Raw genomic sequence first — 22,048 nt, forward strand, 5'->3', positions numbered from 1 at the left:
CCGACTCCTTTTTGTTTGTTAGCTCTGAATTGGAATCTTTGAGCCATTCACTCTTAGGATTTCCATTTCAACCTACGAGATAAACAAATTGCGATGTCGGTTTCGTTCATGATAACTATTATCGTGCTGATGTACTAAAAGTGAACAGAAATGGACTGAGGTGACGCTAATTGTGGATTCAACGCTTCTTTAGCCCGCTTTCAGCTAAATAAGGCTTCTCTGTCCGCCTACTACGAGATCGGGGGTATTTCAAGTCGGGTAGCGTCTCCTGTGTCCGCCTAACGCTGTCAAACTCCAGATTTCCTGATTTGTACCCTAGCCTCAACGTTAAGCCCCCACCCCCGCCTGACTCGGGCGAAGAATCGTGGAACCAATGGTGAGCAGCACAGCAGCCATAAGTCCGAGGATGGCGAAGGGCAGCCACAGCTCGTTCCAGCCCCCGCCGGTGGATGCGATATCAACAGCCTGAATCGCCCATTTTTGCGGTACAAAGTTGGCAGCTTTCTGCATGTAGTCCGGCATGATCGACAGGGGCCAGAAGCAACCCCCCAGCATACAGGTAGGTGTCAGAATGAGCGCATTCAACATCCCTGCATTGTTTGGATTGCGGATCAATCCGGCTACAGTACTGGCGATACCCATAGACACCAGCATAAACGCGGAGAGAATCAGGAAATAGGTAAACATCGGCAGCCCATAGTCGTATCTAAGAATCCAGCGGCCAAGCATAAGCATGACAATGATCTGAATGACTCCGACTGTAAGGCTGCCCAGGAAATTGCCGATGGCAATTTCGAAGGAACGGACCGGAGCGCTGAACATGCGCAGCATCGTGCGCTGTCTCCGGTCATCCATGATGATCGATACAGAGCTGGTCACGAGTCCCATCAGGAACATGAGTGTAAATCCGGTTACAGTGGTGAGCCCCACCTTAGGATAGAGTTTATAATCGGTCCGCACACTGCCTACATTATGCTTCTCTACCTTTTGCAGCACTGCGGCCCATTGAACTTCACGATCTGCCGCGGCTCCACCGGAGGATGACACCATAGCTGCTGTCTCTTTCAGCCGGTCGCCCAAATCAGTCATTTTCATTTTTAGCATGATAGAGGCTTCTGTGGCCTTAAGCTCATATAAACCGAGCTGGGGTCCTTCTCCAGCCACCAACCCGGTGCTGTAATTTACGGGAATCAAAATACCCGCTATTCCGTCTTGTTCAATCACAGCCGCCTTGAGCGCCGCTTCATCAGCTTTTTGCACCAGCTTGTAATCCCCGGTTCTTGCCAGCTCTGAAAGCACATGCTCCCCGGCCCTCCCCTGATCAAGATTGGTATACAAAAGTACGGACTGATTATCTGCCGAGCCCCCAGTCAGTGCAACAAGCCCGGCCACAATAACAGAGGGCAGAACAATATAAGTAACCAACCCTCGGCCAGAGCCTATGGTTCGCTTTACCATATTCCAGGCAATCGTAAAGATGTTATTCATGGTAACCCACCTTTCGGTACGAAATAAATGCGGCAAGGAACAGAACGAAACAGATCAATGACAGCATAATCACATTAGGCATGATCTCTGATAGCTCCGAATGCAGGATCATTCTCAGGATCGCTTGCAGCGCCCAGTGATTAATGGTGAAGGCCCCTACAGAATTAACCCAGGACTCCGGCAACGGGAACATTCCCCCGCTCATGAATGTCATCGTCACCGCCACAGTAGCAATTGCACTTCTTGCGCTCGCCGCCGTTTTGAAGAACAGGGCCACAATAATCGATAACGTCATAGCCGATATAATCATCAGCATACATGTCAGTATCAGCAGACCCGGACGGTCACCCCAATCCACTCCGTACAACCAGTCCGTCAACAATACAACCATGGAGCTTTGCAGAATAGTCACCAGCCCAATGCCAAGAATTTTACCAATAAACAGCTGAGAGCCTTTCACCGGCATGGAATTGATCCGGAACAGGGTATGATTGTCTTTTTCATTAAAAAGAGAAGTGCATACGGTCATCCCGGAATAGAGCATAAACATCAGCAGCATGGAGGCTGCATAAAATTGGGAAGCAGAATAGGTACTGCCTTCCTCATTCAGCTTTCCTAATGTAACGGAAGGTTGATTGTCCACTACTGGAGCGGAGACCGCCATTACCTCGGGTCCAAGGGTTAGAGCTGCGGCTTGCTTATAGTTAATATCGCTTAAAAATTGATCAAATACCGTTCCCGCCACCAGATTTTCTGTGCTGTCCTTACCCAGGATAAATTCCAGCTGCGCTTCTCCGCCGCCCAGTACGTTATTATCAAAACCGGGAGGAACGATGACCGCATAACCGTATTTACCGGTACGAAGTCCGCTTTCGGCTGCTTGCCGCCCTTCGGCTGCCAGAGGAATGATGATATCCTTCAGTTCCGGGGTATTTAGAAAGCCTACTATTATTTTGGAGCTCTCCGATCCGCTGCCGGAAAGATTCACAACCCCCACACGGACTGGCTCAATTCTGGAGATCTCTTCCAAGCCAACTACGCCGGACAGCGCGGAGCCCAGCAGAAAGATCAGTACCATCGGCAGCAGAAACATATTAAGCAGCATGGAGCGGGAACGTAACAGACGTCTCAGCTCATAAATCATTATTGTCCATATGTTCATGTCTCTTTGTCTTCCTCCTTTAGTCGCGCAAGGTCCGGCCGGTCAGGCTTAGAAACAGAGTCTCCAGATCAGGCTCCTCAATGTGCAGGGAACCAATGACACCCTCATGCTTGGCGAAAATAAACAAAATATCCTGCAGCTCGGCTTGTGAAGAGGGCAGATACAGCTCCACCAAGTCCCCGTTCACTTCCACACGGCTGATCCGCGGATGAAGACCCAGCTCACGAGTCAACCCGGGACTGATATTAGACGCTTTTATGACGATTTTTTCTTCATGGGCGACCCGCTCGCGCAGCTCTTTCTCCGTGCCGCAGGCAATAATATGACCCTTATCCATAATTGCAACCCGGTCACAAATGGCTGCTACCTCTTCCATATAGTGACTGGTGTAGATTACCGTTGAGCCGAGCTTATTGAGCGCCTTGACCGATTCCAGAATATGATTGCGCGACTGTGGATCGATGCCGACGGTCGGTTCATCCATAATAATGAGCTTCGGCCGGTGCATAATGGCACATGCGATATTCAGCCTTCTTTTCATCCCTCCGGAAAAGGTAGCGGGTTTCTCCCTGGCGCGGTCACCGAGACCGGTAAACTCCAGAGCCTCCCCAACCCGCTCCTTCAGCAGCTTGCCGCGCAGACCGTATAATCTTCCGAAAAAGGTTACATTCTCCTCCGCAGTCATCGTGTCATAGAGCGCCAGTTCCTGGGGAACAAGGCCAATTCTCTTTTTAACCTCCAGCGGGTTTGCAGATACTGAAATTCCGTCGATGACAATGTCTCCCCCATCTATTTTGAGCAAACCGCAAATCATGCTGATGGTAGTACTCTTTCCCGCACCGTTTGGACCGAGCAAACCAAATATTTCTCCCTTTCGAATGCTGACATTTACATGATCCACCGTTAATTTGCCGTCATACCTTTTCACTACATCGCTCAATACCGCAAGTGTCATTCTGCCCTCACTCCTGTCTCCTGATCTATTAGAACTAATTGTAACTCAACTCTCCTTCCGGCGAAGGTACACAAGGTCATCTTCCAGAGGTGACGAAAGTCATCTCCTGCTGCCCCGGGGAAATATGCTAAGATGAAAATAAATGAAAAGGATGACGCGGCAGTGTCCCGAGAACTCAAATGGTTACGGTATGGACTTATCCTTGTGCCTTCATTCATTACAATGTACATCCAGGAATATGCCGATTATGGAACGTTCACCCTGCACTTTCTGATGTTATTGCTGCTGGTGACGCTGGGCTTCAGGCTTTCAGGATCATCTATGACGCTTTTGAGCTGTCTTGAGATGCTCTTCACAGCCTGGCTATGTTTCCAGTATGGCAGCTTAATGGTGTTCACCGCGATTTCTGCACTGCTGTTTTACTCCCGGCTGCTGCCGCGGTACATACCGGCTCTTTTTACCTGTATTCATCTGATCGTGTTAAATATGGCATTTATGGTGGCCGAACCTCTCACGCGGATTTACGTCAACCTTACCTTCCTGATGGCATTGCTTCTTTCATCACAGCTAAACCGGGCAGCCCGCGGCCGTGAAGAAACGCTACTCCTGTACGATGAACTGCGCAAGAGACACTTCGAATTGGACGAGACCCGGCAACGGCTGCTGCAACATGCCGCCCAGGTGGAGAATGCAGCCCAATCGGAAGAAAGGGTACGCATATCCCGACAGCTGCATGATGATATCGGACACCGGCTGATCCGCGTGAAAATGATGATGGAGGCCGCTATTCACACCCTTCCTACCTCACCCGGCACCGGAATGGCGATGATAGAACAGATCCGTGATCAGGTGTCGGCCAGTATGGACGACATGCGTGCGGCGGTAAAGCGCATAAACCATGCTCCGCAATTGGAGGGCGCCTATGCATTGGATCGGCTGCTTGAGGAGACCGGCCGGGATACCGGTACCGTCACCTCTTACCTTGTGGAAGGTGTGCCCTTTCAGCTCTATCCCAGCCTGCAGGTTGTCCTGTACAAAAATGCCCGTGAAGCCCTTACAAATGCTTTGCGGCATGGGGAAGCAACCGAGGTCTGGATTAAAGTTGTCTATAGCGAAGCCGAGATTACGATGGAGGTTAGCAATAACGGAGCGATTCCCAAAGAACTACCGGGCAAGCTGCAAAGCGGGGGCGGTATGGGGCTGAAGGGCATGACGGAAAGGACCCGGCTGGTTAGCGGGGCCCTTGAACTGCGGCTGGAGCCGCATTTTACAGTAATAACAAGACTGCCTGTGATCAGGCAGAGCGAGATCAGGTGAGCTGTTGAACCCGCGCAGAGAGGAGATGGCTGTCCGTTTATGATTAAGGTAGTACTGGTAGATGATGATTCTTTCATCCGTGAAAGTTTAAGGGTATTAATCGGCTTGGACCCTTTAATTACGGTTACGGGTGCCGCTTGTAATGGTATCGAGGCTTTAGATTTACTAAAAAGCGGTGTCGAAGCAGATGTTGTGCTCATGGACATCCGCATGCCCGTTTGCGGCGGTGTCGAGGGAACCCGATTCATTAAAGAGGCCTTTCCGCATGTATTTGTACTTATGCTGACGACTTTTGACGACGACGAATACATCATAGAAGCGCTGCGGAACGGAGCCAGCGGCTATCTGCTCAAGAATATTCCGCCGGACCGTATTATACAAGGCATCAAAACCATATATGAAGGCAATATGCTTATTCACCCCGATATTGCCCGGAAGCTGGCTACGTTTCTGCAGCCACCCCTCCGGCCTGAAGCGGAGCAGCCCCCGTCGCTGGAATCTTACGGTCTGACGAAGGCTGAGCAGGCCGTAATAGCATCCATAGCCAGCGGGCATTCCAATAAGGAAATTGCGGGAGAGCTTTTCCTGAGTGAAGGCACCGTCAAAAATTATATCACCGATATATTGAGCAAGCTCGGTCTGCGTGACCGTACGCAGCTTGCGATATTTTATTTGAAGCACCAGCGGTGACGGAAACCCTCATGATCCTTCTGCATTGGTATTGCGTGCCGGGAATGCGGATGCGGAAGCCTCTTGTGACTGGCGCTGCTTGCTTCGGGCGCCGGTCTTCATACCAACGATTCCATAGATACTGGCCGGGCAGGCCTGTATAGTCAGATCTTCATCCGTCTCCGGCGCCAGAATGATGCCCAGCTGATGGTGGTCTCCGTCATAAATGGCCCGCTGCATATACTTGCTCTCTCCCTCGGCGTTCTGCACCTCCAGCTTGCAGAACGCCGGGTTCATGCGCAGCGCCTCATGCAGCTGCGCCTTGCGGGTCAACAGGGTTCCGTTGACCTTCAGCAGCACCTCTCCGGGCAGGATGCCCAGCTCCTGCGCGGGACTTCCGGGCAGCACGGCCAGTACCTTCAGGCCGTGCTGCGGATGCACGAAGAAGGGGCTGCTGGTGCGCTCCTCCAGAGCGCTGTACCATGCCAGCCCTTCGTGCAGGGTTACCGCTGCGAGCGCGGCTAGCAGCGTCAGCGGGCTCCACCACGCCGCGAGCAGGCTTAGGGCCAGCAGGACGATGCTGTAGAGCAGCAATCGTCCGGAGGTGCGGGCCGCCTTGCGCCGCGGCAGCATGCTCTGCGTCATCTCGCCAAAGCCGATGATGACGGGCAAGGATACCAGGCCAAGGCCGCCGCCCAGCAGCGGGTGCCATGGCAGGTCTCCGATTCCCGCCCCCGCGGGAATCAGCAGGAAAAGCGGCAGCGGCCAGAACGCCTGCAGCTGGTAACCGCCTACAACCTTTCCGCGCTTCCCTTCCAGGAACAGCGGGGAAGCCAGCTTGGCACCCTGCAAGCGCACCAGCAGCGCCTCAGCAAGATGAAGCAGAGCAGCGAGTGCCAGCAGTGCCGGCATATCCAACTCCCTCACGGCCCTGATAACTTCTCCTGCGCCCCCACTCTCCCATGCTCCAGGAACAAATGAAATCATAAATTGAATGATTCCAAGCAAGCCAATAGAGTATGCGAAGCATAAATAGCGCACCCGTACCAGCAGAAGTAAAAGACTCACTATCCATAGGATAACTACTGCTGTACCCGACAGAGACACTCCCAGTAATATTGCTGCAAGCGATACCAGAAGTCCCATGACAAGACCAGTCCATATTGTACGCCACGTTTCCTTGCCCCAGCTGTGCAGCTTTACATGCACCAGCTTGCGTTCGAGCGCCACTTGCCATCGGTAATACAGTGCGATAAATAGAAGCGATATATAATAATACGGCTGTGTCAGCAGGTGTAAGACGGCATTGCCCAGGCTTCCGAGCAGTTCTGGAATCACATTCAAGGCTTTGGTCACGCTCCCTCTATTTGTTAGTGCTTGATGATTGAACATTTATAAAGCTATAGACCAGCTATCTCGCCGTCCGTTTAAGTGTATTGGGTACAACTAAATTCATCTAGTTTACTTGGACGGATTGTTTAATTGTACTTTGTGCAGGTATATATTCAGTTTAGGGCTGTAATCCTTGTTCAGCTGCTTTTTAGTTGTACCCAGTGCAATTAAAGTCCAGCACAAGCGGTTTTGGCGCCAAATAAGTGTACAAAGTGCAAGTATGTCCACACCCATTCAGCAAAGGAAGAGTACGGCATTACTGTTCCTAGAAAAAAAGAAGGCTGACCTGCAGCCTTCTTTTAAGCTTCTCTATTTTTTCGACGCTACCGCCTTAATTTCCTTCCGGACTTCTTCAATTCCCTTGTTCCGCTGATTGTCATTGGCAGAGTCCTGGATGACCTTGATCAGCGCCAATTCCAACGCTTCCGCCGTCTTGGCATTAATAACGCCTGTAGCCTGCAGTTTGGATGCGGCCTGGAATTTCTTCACCGCATTTTTCGTGCCGGTATCGAAATATCCATCCTTCCGGCCGGGTTTATAGCCCAAACCGTCCAGCATAATCTGCGCGCTCTTCACGTCAGTACTGTTCATGTTGTATTGCAAGGTCACGCTTTTATTAATCGGCGCTACTGAAAAATACTCCGGCTGAGCCACGGCGATATCCGGTTTAATCCCTTTACCGTGAATCCATGTTCCGTTCGGCGTCAACCATTTCGCAATGGTGATCTTCAGCAGGCTTCCATCGCCAAGCTGCTTTTCAAAGCTCGTCTGCACCGTTCCCTTACCGAACGAATTCTGGCCGATCAGCTTGGCTCCGGCAGATTGCTGCAAAGCGCCCGCCAGAATTTCCGAGGCGCTGGCACTGCCCTTGTTCATGAGGACAACTACCGGATAAGCCTTGCTCGATCCTTTGGAGGTGCTGACTTCGCGCTGCTTGTCTTTATCCTCTACCTGTACGATAGCCTTGCCTGCCGGCACAAATTGCTCCGCCATTTCAATTACAACTGGAAGCACACCGCCCGGATCATTACGGACATCAATGACAAGCCCTTTTAACCCCTGCTTCTCCAGCTTGCCCAGCTCTTCCTTAAAGCGGTCTCCTGTATTCAAGGAAAACTGGGTCACTTCAATAACGCCTACCCCATCCTTCTCCATGGTTGCGTAGACTGTCTCCAGCTTCACATCATCCCGGGTGATAACAAGCTCTATCGGTTCTGTGGAGCCGGAACGCTGGATTTTCAACGTTGCCTTGCTGCCTTTGGGACCCCGGATTTTGGCAACAGCTGCGTTCAGCTCCAAGCCATCCAGTGATTCTCCATTCACCGATAGAATAATATCCTTCGGCTGGACACCGGCCTTCTCAGCCGGCGATCCCTTGATTGGCGATACTACAACAACCTTGCCGTTATCGGAGGAAACCTCAGCTCCAATTCCTGTGAATGAGCCTTCAATACTCTCCTCAAACTGCTTCGCCGTCTCTTTACCCATATAGTTGGAATAAGGATCACCCAGTGCTTCCATCATGCCGTTAACTGCACCGTCTATAAGCTTTTCCCTGTCTACAGTCTGATAGTAATTGCTTTCAATCAGATCCAGCGCAGTTCCAAGCTTCTGGGATTCCTTCTGCTGAAGTCCACTGTTTGTTATGGCGGATATCAGGCCTTCACCTGCTGCCTGTCCAGAAAAAAGGCTGAAATTACCAGTAAATCCCAGCGTTAGCAAACTACCGCATAGCAGGGCGGCGATAACCATAAACGCCGCTGTGCTTTTTTTAAACATGGTGTCCTCACCTTCCCTTCTTGTCCATCTAGTAAAGCACAACCCAAATCCATCCGGTCAGGAAGGGTATCTCTTCCAGTATATGCCGTAGGCTCCATTAATATTTATAAGACCTCAAATTACAGGTAAGGCATTGGGTCTACTGTTTTACCGTCTATCCGGACTTCAAAATGAAGGTGAGGACCTGTGGAGCGGCCCGTTGAACCTGCCTCGGCAATAACGTCGCCCTTTTCTACCTTATCTCCAACCTTAACCTTAATTCCGCCTTCGCGAATATGCCCGTAAAGTGTCCACATACCGCCGCCATGATCGATAATGACACAATTGCCGTACCCGCCATACCATTCGGCGACGAGTACGGTACCGGAATCAGCCGCATGGATGCTTGTCCCCTGGGGAACCGCAAAGTCAACACCGGTGTGTACCTTGCCCTTTTCCCCCGTAACAGGATGAGTCCGTGGACCGAAAGGGGACGAAATTCTCGCCGATCCTACGGGAAGCAGCATAGGTCCATCCCCTCCTGTATAAGAGCTGGCTACGCTGGAAGAGGAAGATGAGGACTTTCGGGCAGCCGCTCTGCGTGCTGCCTCCGCTTTGGCCGCTGCAGCTTTGCGGGCGGCTTCCTCGGCCTCCAGCTTATCCTTTTGCTGTACCAGCGAAGAACGGTCGCTTGCCAGCTGAACCAGCTTGGCGTCCTGCTCCTCGCTGAGTTCATCTGTCTCATATATTTCCTTATCATAAAAAGCAATCAGTTCCTGCTTTTCGCTTTCCTTCTCTTTCAGCAGACTGCGCTGCGACTCCAGATCCGTATACAGCTGTTTTGCCTGAGCATATTGGCCTTCCAGCTCCTGCTTCTTGCCGATAACCGTCAGTTTGTCCTGTTTATGCTGAACCAGCAGATCCTGATCCTGATCAACGATACTCTTCAGCGAGTCGGCACGATTCAGAAAATCCGTAAAGCTTGTCGAAGATAACAACACGTCAAGGTAAGATACCCCGCCATCCGTATACATCAACCGGACCCGTGATTCCAGCAGCTTCTCCCGTGAAGCTACACGCTGCTCCGCAGACTCGAGCTCGGCGGCAGTCACCTTCAAAGATTCTTCCGTGGAGGCTATTTTGCCGGATATCTTCGTCATTTCACCCTTCACAAGCGTAATCTGACCCAGCACATACTGCAGATTAAGCGTGGTCTTATTCTTGTAGTGTTGGGCTTCCTGATTACGTGAATCAGCTTTCTCCTGCTGTGCCTTGGCCGCTTGCACTTCTTTCTGCAGCTGTTTGAGCTGCTTGTCGATTTCAGCGACACTGGTCTTCTTGGCATATCCGTCCGAGGGCTGGTATATAGTGACAGCCAGCAACATTACAGCTAATCCGGCAGCAATCTTTTTCAACTCGCGCTCCCCATCCTTTACTCTATAAATGAATGAATGATTTCTCTTGCTATACCTTCAAGAACTTCCTAATGGAAACCGTGCTTCCCCATACGCCGATCAATACACCCAGGCCCACCAGCAATCCGCACAGGAACAACCATATATCACCAAAAGATATCAGTTGAAGTCCCAGCATAGGATCTCCCTGCACCGACGCCACCAGACTGCTGTATCCAACATACAAAGCCCCGACAGTGACCAGCGAGCCGATCAGGCCGATCAGCGCCCCTTCTATAAAGAACGGCCAGCGAATAAAATAATTGGTCGCCCCCACCAGCTTCATGATACCGATCTCCTTGCGACGGGCGAGAATCGTTACCCGAATCGTATTGGAAATCAGGAACATGGACATCAGTGCCAAACCCGCTACAAAAATAAAACCGATGTTGCGCACCGCACGGGTGATTTTGAACAAGGTCTCAATTGAACCCTTGCCATACTTCACCTTGTAGATCGGTTTCTCGGCATGTGTCTCGTTGAGCGCCAGAATCTTCTCTGCCACAAACGGAACCGTGGTCGGCTGGACGACCTCTACCCGGAGTGTATCCGGTAGCGGGTTATTGTCTTTATCAAACCCATCTAATAGCTCAGCGGCGTCCTCGCCCAGACTGTCGCGGAACTCCTTCAGACCTTGATCCTTGGAGATAAAATCAATTTTGCTGACCTCCGGCATATTGCCGATTTCATTCTGCAAGGTCTCACGCAGCTTCTGTTCAGTATTCAGAGTCAAATGCACATTAATCTGCACCTGGCTGTCCGCTTTGTCCGCTACTGCATTCACATTCAGAACGAGCAGTATAAATACACCTAGCACGAAAAGAGAGACGACAATGGACGTGATGGAAGCCACCGACATCCAGCCGTTGCGGAATACGTTCTTGAAGCCTTCCCGCACATGTCGCAAGAAGGTTTTAAAATTCATATCCGTATTCCCCTCTCGCCTGGTCTCTGACAATATTTCCGTTCTCTATAGCAAGCACGCGTTTACGCATTTTGTTCACAATGTCCTTGTTATGTGTGGCCATTACAATCGTTGTGCCGCGAAAATTAATCTCATCCAGCAGCTGCATAATCCCCCACGAAGTCTCCGGGTCCAGGTTGCCGGTAGGCTCGTCCGCAATAATAACGGAAGGGTTGTTCACAATAGCGCGGGCTATGGCTATCCTCTGCTGTTCTCCGCCGGAGAGCTGGGAAGGCTCCCGGTTAGCCTTGCTCCGCAGACCGACGAGATCGAGAACCTCGTTCACACGCTTCTTGATGACTTTCTTCGGCGCTTCAATAACCTCCATCGCAAAAGCGACGTTCTCAAAGGCCGTCAATCTCGGCAAAAGACGAAAATCCTGGAACACGACCCCGATATTACGGCGGACGTAAGGGATTTTGCGCGGCTTCAGCTTGCCTATATTAAAGCCTCCTACAGAAATCTGGCCCTTCGTCGGCAATTCTTCTCTATAGATTAATTTCATGAAAGTAGATTTACCCGCCCCGGACGGACCAACGATGTATACGAATTCGTTACGGTCTATTTTTACCGAGACGCCCTGCAATGCATGGGTTCCGTTAGGATAGGTCTTCCACACATCCTGCATTTCAATCATGTTCTCACTTCCTAGGTTATGACATTTTCCGCTTGGGCTTTCGACAACGTACAGCGCAAGCTTCCATAAACTGCAATATTACCGCAACGTATCTATTGTAACAAATCTGTAACTGCTTGAGTACCCGAAAGTTTTGCCTGGTTCTGACATATACATCAAAATAGAGCTCCATAAGCAAGTTTGACTGCCCTAACCCCACAATAGCCGGACCTTTCAGCCTCTTACTAGCCGGGAGCAGCGAAAGTCCTGGTGGCAATGGATTTATCCGCATACCTTTTTATCGGCAACAAATAGAAAATCAGAACCCCGGAGGAGATTTTTGATGAAAAAAATCCACATTGCCCTCATCGCAGCCACGGCCTTGCTCCTGGTAATTTCGCTCGTGTTGGGGGCTCTTCATCTATATATCGGGCAGAGGACGCTGCCCAAAGGTACCACTCTGGCCGGCTGGGAGGTCGGGGGAATGGACAGGGATGGGGTTCGTTCAGAGCTTGCGGAGCAGGTTAAGGCGCTGCATTCACTGCCTCTAGTCCTGACGACAGAGGGGAACACAGAGCTTAAGTTAACGCTGAAGGAAGCAGGCATAACCTATGACGCGGAGCCGTTTCTGCAAGGATTGCAGGAACTTACAGAAGGTGGACTCCTGGAACGTGTTAAGGCCCGCAGAAATTTCCCGCAAGACTGGAGCCTGAGTGTCCACCTGGACATCAAGGATCTGCAACTCAGCCTCAGTCCGGCCTGGGAAAAGGAAACCTTCGGCGTTCCTGTCGATGCCACCCGGCGAATAACAGAGGATGACCGCGTATTGTATACGCCGGAGACATCCTCCCGAAAGGTCGACTGGACGGCTCTGGAGAAGTCACTTCAGGCCATTGTTCCTAAGGATTTCAAGCAGCTGAAGCTGCTGCAGGATAAGGGGATCACTGCCAAGGTGCCGCTGACGGTACTGAAGCCTGCAGTGACGGTAAAGGCCTTGAAGGAAGAAGGAATTGAACGCAAAATCGCGGAATTCAGCACCTCTTTGGGAGCAAGCGGTCCCGGAAGGATCTATAACGTGGACGCTGCTGCTAAAGCCGTTAACGGAACGGTTCTGCCGCCCGGGGGCATCTTTGATTATGGTAAAGCCATAGAAAAAGCGAAGAAGCTGTACGGCTTCCGGGAAGCCCCCGTTATTGTGAACGGAAAGCTTCAGCCAGGTACAGGTGGAGGGATTTGCCAGGTATCCAGCACTCTATACAACGCAGCGCTCCATTCAGGACTGGAGATTGTGGAGCGGCGCAACCATTCCCTCCCTGTCAGCTATTTGCCGAAAGGCCAAGATGCTACGTTCGCTGAAGGTTATATCAACTTCCGGTTTCGCAACAATACCGGCAAATATCTCGTTGTTAAAGCAGCCGTACAGAACCGGAACCTAACCGTGAAAATGTTCGGTACTTTGCCGCGTGACGTAAGTTACGTCATAGAATCAGAGATCGTACAGACCCTATCCCCTGCAGATAAAATTGTGAATGACTCCTCTCTTCCTCCCGGCAGCTTGCGGGTTATTGAGAGCGGCAAAACCGGGTATGTAGTAGAGACCTATATTACCCGTCTTGTTGACGGTAAGCCCATAGAGAAGAAAAAACTGTCGCGTGATGTCTATCGGGCACAGAAGCGCCTGGTAGCTGTTAACAATGCCGGTACGGGCAAAACAACAACCCCGGAGGAAACGCAAAGACCTCTTCTGGAGGATGGTGTAAGCAGCGAATAAGTTCGGAACAGAAAGAAACGGCCAAATCCCGGGGGATTGGCCGTTTTCTTTGTGGAGCTTTTTTTACCTATGGTTTACCTTAAAAATCAATGAAATTTACGATTCAAGGGTAAAGTAGAACCTTAACCTATTCTGAAAGGATGAACATCAAATGACAACAGACTTTGTAAATGAACTAGCCGGGATTGTCCGCAGCGCCCCTGTTGTTTTTGCCTCCCGCAATTGCCGCGAAACACTGCGTGTAATGTTCCAGCATCCGGAATCGAAATGCATCGTCGTGTGCAATGCGGAGAACGAGCCGCTTGGACTTCTGATGAGTGAACGTTTCTTTTTAAAAGCCACCGGCCGCCATGGTGTGGACATGTTCTACAGAGAGCCTGTCGTGAATTTTATGAACCCCAAGCCTTTAATGGCTGACATCGCAACTCCCCTGGAATTTCTCCGGACCGAAGCCGCGACCCGCCCCGATCCTCTCAAGAACGATTGTCTCATTGTGACCCGAAACGGCAAATTTGCCGGTGTGGTTTATACCTCGGATTTGCTCCGTTAATCCCTCTAACCTCTAAAAGTAAATTCCCTCGACATACCGCTTCCCCGGAGCGCTATTCCTTGGCAGCTTCAGCTTCTTTTAATACTTCATAATAAGCTGTAAAAGTAACGTTGGCCGTTAGAATACTGCCAGGGGTTTTTTCGGATCGCTGCTCGTAGGGAAGCTGGAAGCTGAAAGAGTCAATCTGAATCAGGCGGGGAAGAGCGTTCAGCTCCTGCAGCCAATCGTGAATTTGCTGGTAATTCCCCTCCACGACGCCGGTCATTTTGATTTCTTTGACTGTCGGATACTGAGGCTCCTCGGTCCCGTTAATGGCTCCAATCCCGTTTGTATCACTGAGTGTAAACCCTACATCCTTCAGCTTCGCCTTGGTTTTGATTCCAATGGACTGGAAATCGCGAATGAGCTGCTCGCTGCTGTCACCCCTCGGCAGAGCGGCAAGAGCAGCGGCCTGCTCCGAATCCATATCGCTGTTTTGTAGTTCATTCATTTTGTTTTGAATCAATGCATTTTGCTCTTCAAGCTGTGCAATCTCATTCTTTTGTGCTGCAATTTCATGATTGGTAGGCTGAACGCCTAACATGAAAAAGGCAAATAGAATGAGAAACAGCGCCAGTACACCAAGTACAATAGACGAGCGGTACTTATTGATCTGTTCCAACGCTAACCGCCCCCTCTACTGTTCCCGACGTTCCATCCCCCTGCCCCTGTACCAGCTCTTCTGGAGCAATCAGGCTTACCTTGTAAACTGCCGTGTACCTCGTAAGGGATGCTGCAACCGCAGCCGATAAAGACGAAGTGCCAGCAATCGGGCTATCGGTCAACTTTTCTATGGAAGCTTCCACTGCAAAGGACATCCCCCGCAGTTGCTCCAGATATTCAGCGGCTTGATCCATACGCTGTACATTAACCGTCAGTGCCACGGCTTGCTGGTGAATATAATTTATATCTCTAAGCACGGAGCTCTGCGGCAATTTTGCTGTCAGCTCATCAAGGATGGCGGCAGCGTCCGGGCGGTTGCCGATAACCTCGGTTATGACCTCCGTCCGGTCTACCTCGGCTCCTCCGGCACTATTGATCTTGCCGAGTTCCAGCTGCAGCACGGCACTTTGGTCCCGCAGGCCTTCAAGCCTTTCTCCCTGATTCGATATCTGGCCCTTATTGGATGCAAAATATATGCCCGTACCAATCGTCCCCAAAAGCCAGACTCCGACAAGAACGGTCGCCACATACGGAAACAGCAAGGCTTCACGGTCTTCACGGGGCAGCAGATTAATATGGCGTTTAGTGCTGCCGAGCGCTGCTCCTGCCGCGACCCGGTAATTGTTGAGCTCCGGGTTCTTGGCAGCACCCTCGCCAAGCTGGTCCAGGCTGATTGGGGTAATCTCTATCTCCGCCAGCGATTGCCGAAGCTCCTCATGAAGCTGCCGCCGAAGCCCTGTAGAACCGGTAATCAGTACACTGCTGATTCTGGTGGTTCCATCATGCAAGCTGTATTGGTAGAAATTCAACATCCGTGAAATCTCCGCCGTAATTTCTACCATTTGTTCCGGCGACAAGCGCTCCCCTACCTCTTCTACAGTAGCTGCCGCTTCCGTAGCATATTCGGTATTAAGCGGAAAGGCACCGAATGCCGGCTTCTCCTGATGCAGATCATGCAAGCTAATCGTACGGATAAACACGGGATTCCCGCTGCGGAACATGTAGATATCCATCATGGACTGTTCCAGATGGATCAGCATGGTCTCGGCAAAGCTTTTCCCGAGCCCCAGTGCAATACTTCGCGCCAGTGCAGTAGCCGATATTTCAACGCTGCCAATCTGCAAGCCTGCCTTTTCCAGGATACCAATATAATCCTGAATCGGCTTGCGCGGTGCGGCGAATACAAGCAAATGGCTCTCATTCTCGTCCGTTCCTGTGATCACATAATCGTATACCGGATTATCGAACGGCAGATGCAGACCCGTCTCAACCTCGAGCTTCACAAGCTGTTCCAAGTGCTTGTCATTTGTACTGGGAATACTCATTTTGCGGATAATAATCTGTGCCGGAGGTATGGTTAATGAGACCTTTCTACCGCGTAAACCTTGCTTTTTCACCCAAGGCTTGATTATTTCCAGCATCGCTTCGCCATCCGCAACCTGATTTTCAACGATCATGCCTGGCAGCAGGGGGAGAGTCCTTTTTTTGCGGACCTCCCATGACTTATTTTTCTTTAAGCTGATATAGCGAATTCCGGATTCCTCAATGGAAAGACCGACCGCCTTGTGACCCATTCCAAGCATGCTATGGATATCCTCCTAACCGATGAGCGAGAGATACGTGCTGATAATAAATGAACCATAACCGTAGGCGATTAGCGTGCCGGCCGCAAGCCAGGGGCCAAACGGAATCGGCTGTTTTCGTTTTACTACACCAAACAAGATGAACAAACCACCAACGACGCTCCCCAGTAGGCAAGCAAGCAGAAAAGCCAAAATAACATTCGGAAAGCCAATAACCCCACCCAGCAGTGCGAACAGCTTGGCATCCCCCATTCCCATTCCACCCAGCAGAGCAAACGGCAATATGAGGCAGCCACCCAGCACCGCTCCCAACAAGTTATGCCCTAGCGGCCCTTTTGCAAATAGCGGAACCAGGACAACGAACAACGGCAGGAAGAACAACAGGACCTTGTTAGGGATCAGCATATACTTCAAATCGGCCACCGTCACGATAACGGATAGACTAACGAGTAAAAAACCGAGCAGTCCTTTTCCTGTAAAGCCAAATTGCAGGTACACCCACAGGAATAGCAGCCCTGTTGCCGCTTCTCCAAGCGGATACAATGACGACACACTGGTCCCGCAGTATGGGCACTTGCCTCTGGACAGAAGATAGCTGAACACCGGGAATAAATCGCGATGTTTGAGCTGTGTATTACAGTTAGGGCAATGTGACGGTGGATGCAGCAGCGATTCCTTCGCAGGCACCCGTAGCCCCACTACGTTATAAAAAGAGCCCAGAATCAGTCCGAGCAGGGTGATATAGGTTGCGATAAATATCGTCATGGCGGTTAGGTTCGCTTTCTGGAATTTTAAAAAAGGAATCGGAATGGTCCGATTCCTTTGGGAGTTAAAATCATTATTGAATATAAAATTTATCTAGTTGTAGATGGTTTGCCACTCATTACTTCATCAGCAGTAAATGGTGTAGGATCTGTAGTTGCAGTAGTAGTTATTGTTACTTGATTTAATGAACCGTCTGTGTTAAATGTTACGCTACCTCCATCAATTTCATCTTTAGTACTAGGCAAATAAAGAGGATCTTCCAGATAGCCTTTACCTTGTAGAGAACTAGCAGTTGCCTTGGGTCCTATTGTTATTGTTAAACCTGTAGTTGAAGTTGATGTAAATTTGCCCTCTAATTCAGACGTTACATATAACCGAGCAGCATCATAGACTTGTCTAGCAGTAGCCACATCCGCATCTTTTCTGGATTTGCTGATTATATTTGTAATCATAGGCACCGCAATCACCGAAATAATCCCTAAAATAACAATAACAGCCAGCAACTCAATGAGCGTAAAGCCCTTCTGATTTTCTTCTTTGCTTAATCTTTTCTTTAATGCTTGTGCCAACATATCAAATCCCCCTAAAAAGTTTAGTATTAGAATCATCCCTTACAGCGCCGAAACTAGTTCAATCAGCCCCATAAGCCAAGAGTGTGGTTCCGATAGAAGCGGTATCCTACCTTAATGTCATTCCCTGTTGTCTTACCTGAATAGAAATAGCTCGTCCTATCATCCAGCACTTGCGAAAGCCTGAATCGCTCCCGCTCCGCCTTCTCGGCGTCACCCCTCTCAATATATACAAGGAACCACAAGGTTTACATATTCCCATAAAGACTAAACATTGGCAGCATAATGGAGGCGACAATCACACCCACCACACCCGCCAGAAAAGCAATGAGCAGCGGCTCCAGCAGCGACTTTAGGCGGTCAACAGTGTTCTCTACGTCCATTTCGTAGAAATCGGCTACTTTGGAGAGCATGGTGTCCAGCGCTCCGGTTTCTTCACCGATGGCAATCATCTGGGTGACGAGAGGCGGGAATACCCATGCCTTTTTTAAAGGCTCCGAAAGTGGATTGCCCTGCCTGAGAGAATCACCTGCACTGCGTATATAGCGCCCGATCACCTTATTTCCGGCTACTTCCTCCACAATCGTTAAGGATTGCAGAATAGGTACCGAACTGGCATAAAGGGAAGAAAAGGTGCGTGTAAACTGGGCTATGGAGCCTTTTTGGTTCAGCTTCCCGAACACCGGGATTTTCAGCTTGGCGTAATCAAGGGCATAAGCCCCCTTCTCCGTCCGTTTGATAATCTGATAAGCAATCATCAGCGCCAGAATAGCCAGCAGCCAGAAGTACCACTGGCCTTGGATGCTTTTGCTAAGTGCCAGTACCATCTTCGTTATGGCCGGAAGCTCCGCATTCATCGATTCGAACATCGACACAAACTGGGGTACAATCGCCCACAGCAGATACACAACTGCACCAACAGCCATAACTCCGACTGTAATGGGATAAGTTAATGCTGATTTGATTTTCTCGGTAGTACTGTGCTGCTTCTCAAAAAATATCGCCAGCCGGTCCAGCGTACCTTCCATATCACCGGATTCCTCACCGGCACGAATCATGCTGACGAACAGCGGCGGAAAAATCTTTTTGTGATCCTGAACAGCCTGAGAAAATGCTATTCCCCGCAGCAGGTTGGAGTTTACATCCTGCAGCGCTTTACGCAAGGGCTTGCTCTCTGTCTGTTCTGCCAAAATACGAGTTGCATCGACAATGGACACCCCGGCACGGATCAGCGTGGCAAACTGTCGGCAATAAATGATGAAATGGATTGTTTTGACCGGGTTGCCGATATAAATATCCATCGATAGAATGGACGTCTTTCGCTCTGCCAATGAAAAAACGGTAAGGCCCCGCTTCCGCAGTTCATCCATAGCCGTGGGCTTATTGGTTGCGGTCAGCGTTCCTTTAATCGCCTTGCCGGCAGATGTTCTGACCTGATATTCAAAAAGAGGCATCAGCTAGTCACCTCCGCCAAGTACGCTTTAGCCGCTTCCGGTTGGATAAGCCCCAGCGACAAATATTCACGGATGGTCATCTCCAGCGTATGCATACCGAGCGAGCGCCCCGTTTGCATTACATTCTTAATCTGATGGGTCTTTTCTGTGCGGATAAGATTGGCGACTGCAGGTGTATTCACCAGAATTTCCGTTGCGCATAACCGCCCCCGGCCTCCTGCTCTTGGAAACAGCCGCTGACTTACAACTGCCAATAACACGGAAGCCAGCTGCGAGCGAATCTGCCCCTGCTGATGTCCCGGAAAAGTGTCGATAATCCGGTCAATCGTCTGCGGCGCATCCGTCGTATGCAAGGTAGCCATAACGAGATGTCCGGTCTCAGCAGCGGTAACTGCAGCGGTGATGGTCTCCAGGTCGCGCATCTCTCCGACAAGAATAACGTCCGGATCTTGGCGCAACGCCGCCCTCAGTCCGTTGGCGAAGCTGGCCGTATCACTGCCGACTTCACGCTGATCAATCAGGCAGGTGCCGTGGCTGTGCAGAAATTCGATTGGGTCTTCCAGCGTTACAATATGCTTGCGTTCTGTTTTGTTAATATAATTGATCATTGCTGCCAGCGTAGAGGATTTGCCGCTGCCCGTTGGTCCCGTCACCAAAATCAGCCCTTGCGGCTTCTTCGAAAGCGAGGATAACACCGGCGGAAGCGACAGCTGCTCCAGACTTGGAATTTCGGCCGGAATCGCCCGGGCGGCAATGCTTATTCCGCCCCGCTGACGGTAGACATTCACACGAAATCGTACGCCGTTATCGATTGGATAAGAGAAATCCATCTCTCCCGCGTTATGGAAGGCTTCACTGCGTTCACTGCCCAGCAGAACTTGAGCCATCTGTATCGCTTCATCCGGGGTGACCGGGCCACCTTCCAGCGTACTCAGACTGCCGTCGATACGTATAACCGGAGGAGAGCCGACGGATATGTGCAGATCGGAAGCTTTGGAGGAATAAGTCATGTGCAGCAGCTGTGTAATATCTCTTATGGGTGATGGCATTGTCTGCTTCCCTCCTGAAAAGTTGTGCTCAGAATATAACCTAATTTAATGCGAGACTGTCTCCCGCATAACCTCCTGCAGGGTCGTTACCCCCTGACTGACCTTCAGAAATCCATCGTCCATCAGTTGAACAAACCCACTCCTCTTCGCAGCAGTCCTGAGTTCTTCAACCGAAGCCGAATTCGTAATTAACTGGCGCAAATGATCATCAATGGTCAGTACTTCATGAATGGCAACCCGACCACGGTAGCCCGTAGTGTTGCAACTGCCGCAACCACGGCCACGATGCAGCATATCTGCCGGAAGGCCGTTAGTGCGGAGCATAATCGACTCCTGCTCGGAGGGCTTATACGTTTCTTTGCAATCGGAGCATATTTTACGGACCAGGCGCTGGGCCACAATCCCGATCAGTGATGAGGCAATAAGATAAGGCTCCACACCCATATCCCGCAGCCGCGAGATGGTGCTTATCGCATCATTCGTATGCAGCGTGGACAATACAAGATGACCCGTTAAAGAGGCGCGGACCGCAATTTCCGCCGTTTCTGTATCCCGTATCTCCCCCACCATCACGATGTTCGGATCCTGACGCAGAATCGACCGGAGTCCAGCCGCAAAGGTCAGCCCGATCGCCGGGTTAACATGAACCTGATTGACGCCTTCCAGCTGATACTCCACCGGATCTTCAACCGTGATAATATTGGCGCTCTCCACATTAAGCTGATTAAGCGCAGAGTATAATGTTGTGGTCTTCCCGCTTCCCGTTGGTCCTGTGATGAGCAGGATTCCGTACGGGCGGGCGATCATTTCCTTAAAAGCCTCTGCGTTGCTATCACTAAAGCCCAGAGAATCTACAGATTTCACCCCGGTGCTTAAATCAAGCAGACGCAAAACGATTTTCTCACCGTGCATGGTCGGCAGCGAGGATACACGGATATCGATCATTTTGTAATCCAGCTGCATCTTAATCCGCCCGTCCTGCGGCAGTCGCCGTTCAGCAATGTTCAAGCGGGCCATAATCTTCAGCCGGGCTGTGATAAAACCCTGCATCTGCTTGGGAATCATCCGCTCCGTCCGTAATGAACCATCGATCCGGTAGCGGATGGAGAGGTTATTTTCACCCGGATCCACATGAATATCAGACGCCCGCAGCGCTACCGCCTGCTGGATCATCTGGTTCACCAGACGCACAATAGGAGAATCCTCGTCCGTTATCTCCGTCTCTTCTATTTCTTCTTGCGTCGGCAATTCCACCATCATCTGGCTCATGGAATCACGCATGCCATAGTGACGGGCTATTGCCCGCTGCAGCTCATCCCTTGTGGATATAGCGGGTTCAATCTTGAAGCCCGTACTCATCCGCAAATCTTCTATCGCAAAATAATCAAGAGGGTCCGCCATCGCTACCATCAGCTTGCCGCCCTCTTTCAGGAACGGAAGCACCTGATAACGCTTGGCCATACTCTCGGGAATAATCTGAGTGATAGCCGGGTCAATCTGATATTTAAACAGGCTAACGTGCGGAATACCCAGTTGAAATTCCAGCACTTCAATTAACTGCTGCTCTGTAATATAGCCTTGTGAGATAAGCAGATCCCCGAGCTTGCGCTTCGTTTTGCGTTGTTCTCCAAGAGCTTCAAGCAGTTGCTCCTGCGAAATGATGCCATTCTCTACCAGCAGGTCTCCCAGTCTCTTCTTCACAATAGCCAAATCACTCAACTCCATGCTGTGTAGGTTATAATTTCATATCGGCTGCATTAATTGATATTTTTAGGAAAAAACAAAGAAAATCCAACTTCATTTTTGCTGAAAATTGTCCGATAAACCTAT

The 22,048-nt window shown here is 50.5% G+C and carries 19 protein-coding genes; 4 read left to right on the forward strand and 15 right to left on the reverse strand.

Features of this window, described 5'->3' with window-relative positions; genetic code table 11:
* Nucleotides 1-327: 327 nt before the first annotated feature.
* Genes PaeBR_RS21970 through PaeBR_RS21980 form a run of 3 tightly spaced genes read right to left on the reverse strand, consistent with a single transcriptional unit; the run spans nucleotide 328 to nucleotide 3,605 of the window.
* The gene (locus PaeBR_RS21970; protein WP_410512567.1) at nucleotides 328-1,488 is read right to left on the reverse strand and encodes an ABC transporter permease; all 1,161 of its coding nucleotides are present in this window, start codon (nucleotides 1,486-1,488) and stop codon (nucleotides 328-330) included.
* Nucleotides 1,481-2,650, reverse strand: coding sequence for an ABC transporter permease (locus tag PaeBR_RS21975; protein ID WP_410512568.1), 1,170 nt, complete (start codon nucleotides 2,648-2,650; stop codon nucleotides 1,481-1,483). The genes PaeBR_RS21970 and PaeBR_RS21975 overlap by 8 nt, the downstream gene beginning before the upstream one ends.
* Nucleotides 2,651-2,669: 19 nt before the next feature.
* A complete protein-coding gene (locus PaeBR_RS21980; protein WP_410512569.1) occupies nucleotides 2,670-3,605 on the reverse strand; it encodes an ABC transporter ATP-binding protein in 936 nt (311 codons plus the stop codon).
* Between the two features lie 132 nt (nucleotides 3,606-3,737).
* On the opposite strand from PaeBR_RS21980, the gene PaeBR_RS21985 reads away from it, so the two are divergent.
* Both PaeBR_RS21985 and PaeBR_RS21990 read left to right on the forward strand, forming a co-directional pair.
* On the forward strand, nucleotides 3,738-4,922 hold the full coding sequence (locus PaeBR_RS21985) for a sensor histidine kinase (RefSeq protein ID WP_410512570.1): 1,185 nt from the start codon (nucleotides 3,738-3,740) through the stop codon (nucleotides 4,920-4,922).
* Between the two features lie 39 nt (nucleotides 4,923-4,961).
* Nucleotides 4,962-5,612, forward strand: a complete 651-nt coding sequence (locus PaeBR_RS21990; protein WP_410512571.1) for a response regulator — start codon at nucleotides 4,962-4,964, stop codon at nucleotides 5,610-5,612.
* A 9-nt stretch (nucleotides 5,613-5,621) separates the two neighbouring features.
* Here PaeBR_RS21990 and PaeBR_RS21995 read toward each other — a convergent pair whose 3' ends face one another.
* The 5 genes from PaeBR_RS21995 to ftsE form a co-directional block, all read right to left on the reverse strand.
* Nucleotides 5,622-6,935, reverse strand: coding sequence for a PDZ domain-containing protein (locus tag PaeBR_RS21995; RefSeq protein ID WP_410515270.1), 1,314 nt, complete (start codon nucleotides 6,933-6,935; stop codon nucleotides 5,622-5,624).
* Nucleotides 6,936-7,292: 357 nt separating this feature from the next.
* Nucleotides 7,293-8,762, reverse strand: a complete 1,470-nt coding sequence (locus PaeBR_RS22000; protein WP_410512572.1) for a S41 family peptidase — start codon at nucleotides 8,760-8,762, stop codon at nucleotides 7,293-7,295.
* Between the two features lie 119 nt (nucleotides 8,763-8,881).
* Complete coding sequence (locus PaeBR_RS22005; protein ID WP_410512573.1) at nucleotides 8,882-10,156, reverse strand: murein hydrolase activator EnvC family protein; 1,275 nt, start codon at nucleotides 10,154-10,156, stop codon at nucleotides 8,882-8,884.
* A gap of 49 nt (nucleotides 10,157-10,205) precedes the next feature.
* Nucleotides 10,206-11,120 carry a permease-like cell division protein FtsX gene (gene ftsX / locus PaeBR_RS22010; RefSeq protein WP_410512574.1) on the reverse strand — a complete coding sequence of 305 codons (915 nt, stop codon included), beginning with the start codon at nucleotides 11,118-11,120 and terminating at the stop codon, nucleotides 10,206-10,208.
* The gene (gene ftsE / locus PaeBR_RS22015) at nucleotides 11,110-11,796 is read right to left on the reverse strand and encodes a cell division ATP-binding protein FtsE (RefSeq protein WP_410512575.1); all 687 of its coding nucleotides are present in this window, start codon (nucleotides 11,794-11,796) and stop codon (nucleotides 11,110-11,112) included. Before ftsE ends, ftsX begins: the two co-directional genes overlap by 11 nt.
* Before the next feature lie 322 nt (nucleotides 11,797-12,118).
* Here ftsE and PaeBR_RS22020 point away from each other — a divergent pair, with 322 nt between their 5' ends.
* Entirely contained in the window at nucleotides 12,119-13,546 is a 1,428-nt protein-coding gene (locus tag PaeBR_RS22020; RefSeq protein ID WP_410512576.1) for a VanW family protein, read from the forward strand.
* A gap of 151 nt (nucleotides 13,547-13,697) precedes the next feature.
* Nucleotides 13,698-14,096 (forward strand): hypothetical protein, encoded by a 399-nt coding sequence (locus PaeBR_RS22025; RefSeq protein ID WP_410512577.1) that lies wholly within the window; start codon nucleotides 13,698-13,700, stop codon nucleotides 14,094-14,096.
* Between the two features lie 52 nt (nucleotides 14,097-14,148).
* Here PaeBR_RS22025 and gspM read toward each other — a convergent pair whose 3' ends face one another.
* The 7 genes from gspM to PaeBR_RS22060 all read right to left on the reverse strand — a co-directional run bounded on the left by gspM (nucleotide 14,149) and on the right by PaeBR_RS22060 (nucleotide 21,928).
* The gene (gene gspM / locus PaeBR_RS22030) at nucleotides 14,149-14,757 is read right to left on the reverse strand and encodes a type II secretion system protein GspM (protein WP_410512578.1); all 609 of its coding nucleotides are present in this window, start codon (nucleotides 14,755-14,757) and stop codon (nucleotides 14,149-14,151) included.
* On the reverse strand, nucleotides 14,741-16,381 hold the full coding sequence (gene pilM / locus PaeBR_RS22035; RefSeq protein ID WP_410512579.1) for a pilus assembly protein PilM: 1,641 nt from the start codon (nucleotides 16,379-16,381) through the stop codon (nucleotides 14,741-14,743). The genes gspM and pilM overlap by 17 nt, the downstream gene beginning before the upstream one ends.
* Before the next feature lie 15 nt (nucleotides 16,382-16,396).
* On the reverse strand, nucleotides 16,397-17,146 hold the full coding sequence (locus PaeBR_RS22040; protein WP_410512580.1) for a prepilin peptidase: 750 nt from the start codon (nucleotides 17,144-17,146) through the stop codon (nucleotides 16,397-16,399).
* A gap of 89 nt (nucleotides 17,147-17,235) precedes the next feature.
* Complete coding sequence (locus PaeBR_RS22045) at nucleotides 17,236-17,718, reverse strand: type II secretion system protein (RefSeq protein ID WP_410512581.1); 483 nt, start codon at nucleotides 17,716-17,718, stop codon at nucleotides 17,236-17,238.
* Between the two features lie 245 nt (nucleotides 17,719-17,963).
* Entirely contained in the window at nucleotides 17,964-19,169 is a 1,206-nt protein-coding gene (locus PaeBR_RS22050) for a type II secretion system F family protein (protein WP_410512582.1), read from the reverse strand.
* Nucleotides 19,169-20,218, reverse strand: coding sequence for a type IV pilus twitching motility protein PilT (locus PaeBR_RS22055; RefSeq protein ID WP_410512583.1), 1,050 nt, complete (start codon nucleotides 20,216-20,218; stop codon nucleotides 19,169-19,171). Before PaeBR_RS22055 ends, PaeBR_RS22050 begins: the two co-directional genes overlap by 1 nt.
* 45 nt (nucleotides 20,219-20,263) lie before the next feature.
* Complete coding sequence (locus PaeBR_RS22060) at nucleotides 20,264-21,928, reverse strand: GspE/PulE family protein (protein ID WP_410515271.1); 1,665 nt, start codon at nucleotides 21,926-21,928, stop codon at nucleotides 20,264-20,266.
* Nucleotides 21,929-22,048 lie beyond the last annotated feature (120 nt).

The organism is Paenibacillus sp. BR2-3 (assembly GCF_046529485.1).
In the GTDB taxonomy this organism is placed as follows: Bacteria; Bacillota; Bacilli; order Paenibacillales; family Paenibacillaceae; genus Paenibacillus_AQ.

Coding starts and splice junctions, on each gene's coding strand:
- PaeBR_RS21970 (WP_410512567.1), bottom strand. CDS start 1,488: ATGAATAACATCTTTACGATTGCCTGGAATATGGTAAAGCGAACCATA.
- PaeBR_RS21975 (WP_410512568.1), bottom strand. CDS start 2,650: ATGAACATATGGACAATAATGATTTATGAGCTGAGACGTCTGTTACGT.
- PaeBR_RS21980 (WP_410512569.1), bottom strand. CDS start 3,605: ATGACACTTGCGGTATTGAGCGATGTAGTGAAAAGGTATGACGGCAAA.
- PaeBR_RS21985 (WP_410512570.1), top strand. CDS start 3,738: ATGAAAATAAATGAAAAGGATGACGCGGCAGTGTCCCGAGAACTCAAA.
- PaeBR_RS21990 (WP_410512571.1), top strand. CDS start 4,962: ATGATTAAGGTAGTACTGGTAGATGATGATTCTTTCATCCGTGAAAGT.
- PaeBR_RS22000 (WP_410512572.1), bottom strand. CDS start 8,762: ATGTTTAAAAAAAGCACAGCGGCGTTTATGGTTATCGCCGCCCTGCTA.
- ftsX (WP_410512574.1), bottom strand. CDS start 11,120: ATGAATTTTAAAACCTTCTTGCGACATGTGCGGGAAGGCTTCAAGAAC.
- ftsE (WP_410512575.1), bottom strand. CDS start 11,796: ATGATTGAAATGCAGGATGTGTGGAAGACCTATCCTAACGGAACCCAT.
- PaeBR_RS22020 (WP_410512576.1), top strand. CDS start 12,119: ATGAAAAAAATCCACATTGCCCTCATCGCAGCCACGGCCTTGCTCCTG.
- PaeBR_RS22025 (WP_410512577.1), top strand. CDS start 13,698: ATGACAACAGACTTTGTAAATGAACTAGCCGGGATTGTCCGCAGCGCC.
- pilM (WP_410512579.1), bottom strand. CDS start 16,381: ATGCTTGGAATGGGTCACAAGGCGGTCGGTCTTTCCATTGAGGAATCC.
- PaeBR_RS22040 (WP_410512580.1), bottom strand. CDS start 17,146: ATGACGATATTTATCGCAACCTATATCACCCTGCTCGGACTGATTCTG.
- PaeBR_RS22045 (WP_410512581.1), bottom strand. CDS start 17,718: ATGTTGGCACAAGCATTAAAGAAAAGATTAAGCAAAGAAGAAAATCAG.
- PaeBR_RS22050 (WP_410512582.1), bottom strand. CDS start 19,169: ATGCCTCTTTTTGAATATCAGGTCAGAACATCTGCCGGCAAGGCGATT.
- PaeBR_RS22055 (WP_410512583.1), bottom strand. CDS start 20,218: ATGCCATCACCCATAAGAGATATTACACAGCTGCTGCACATGACTTAT.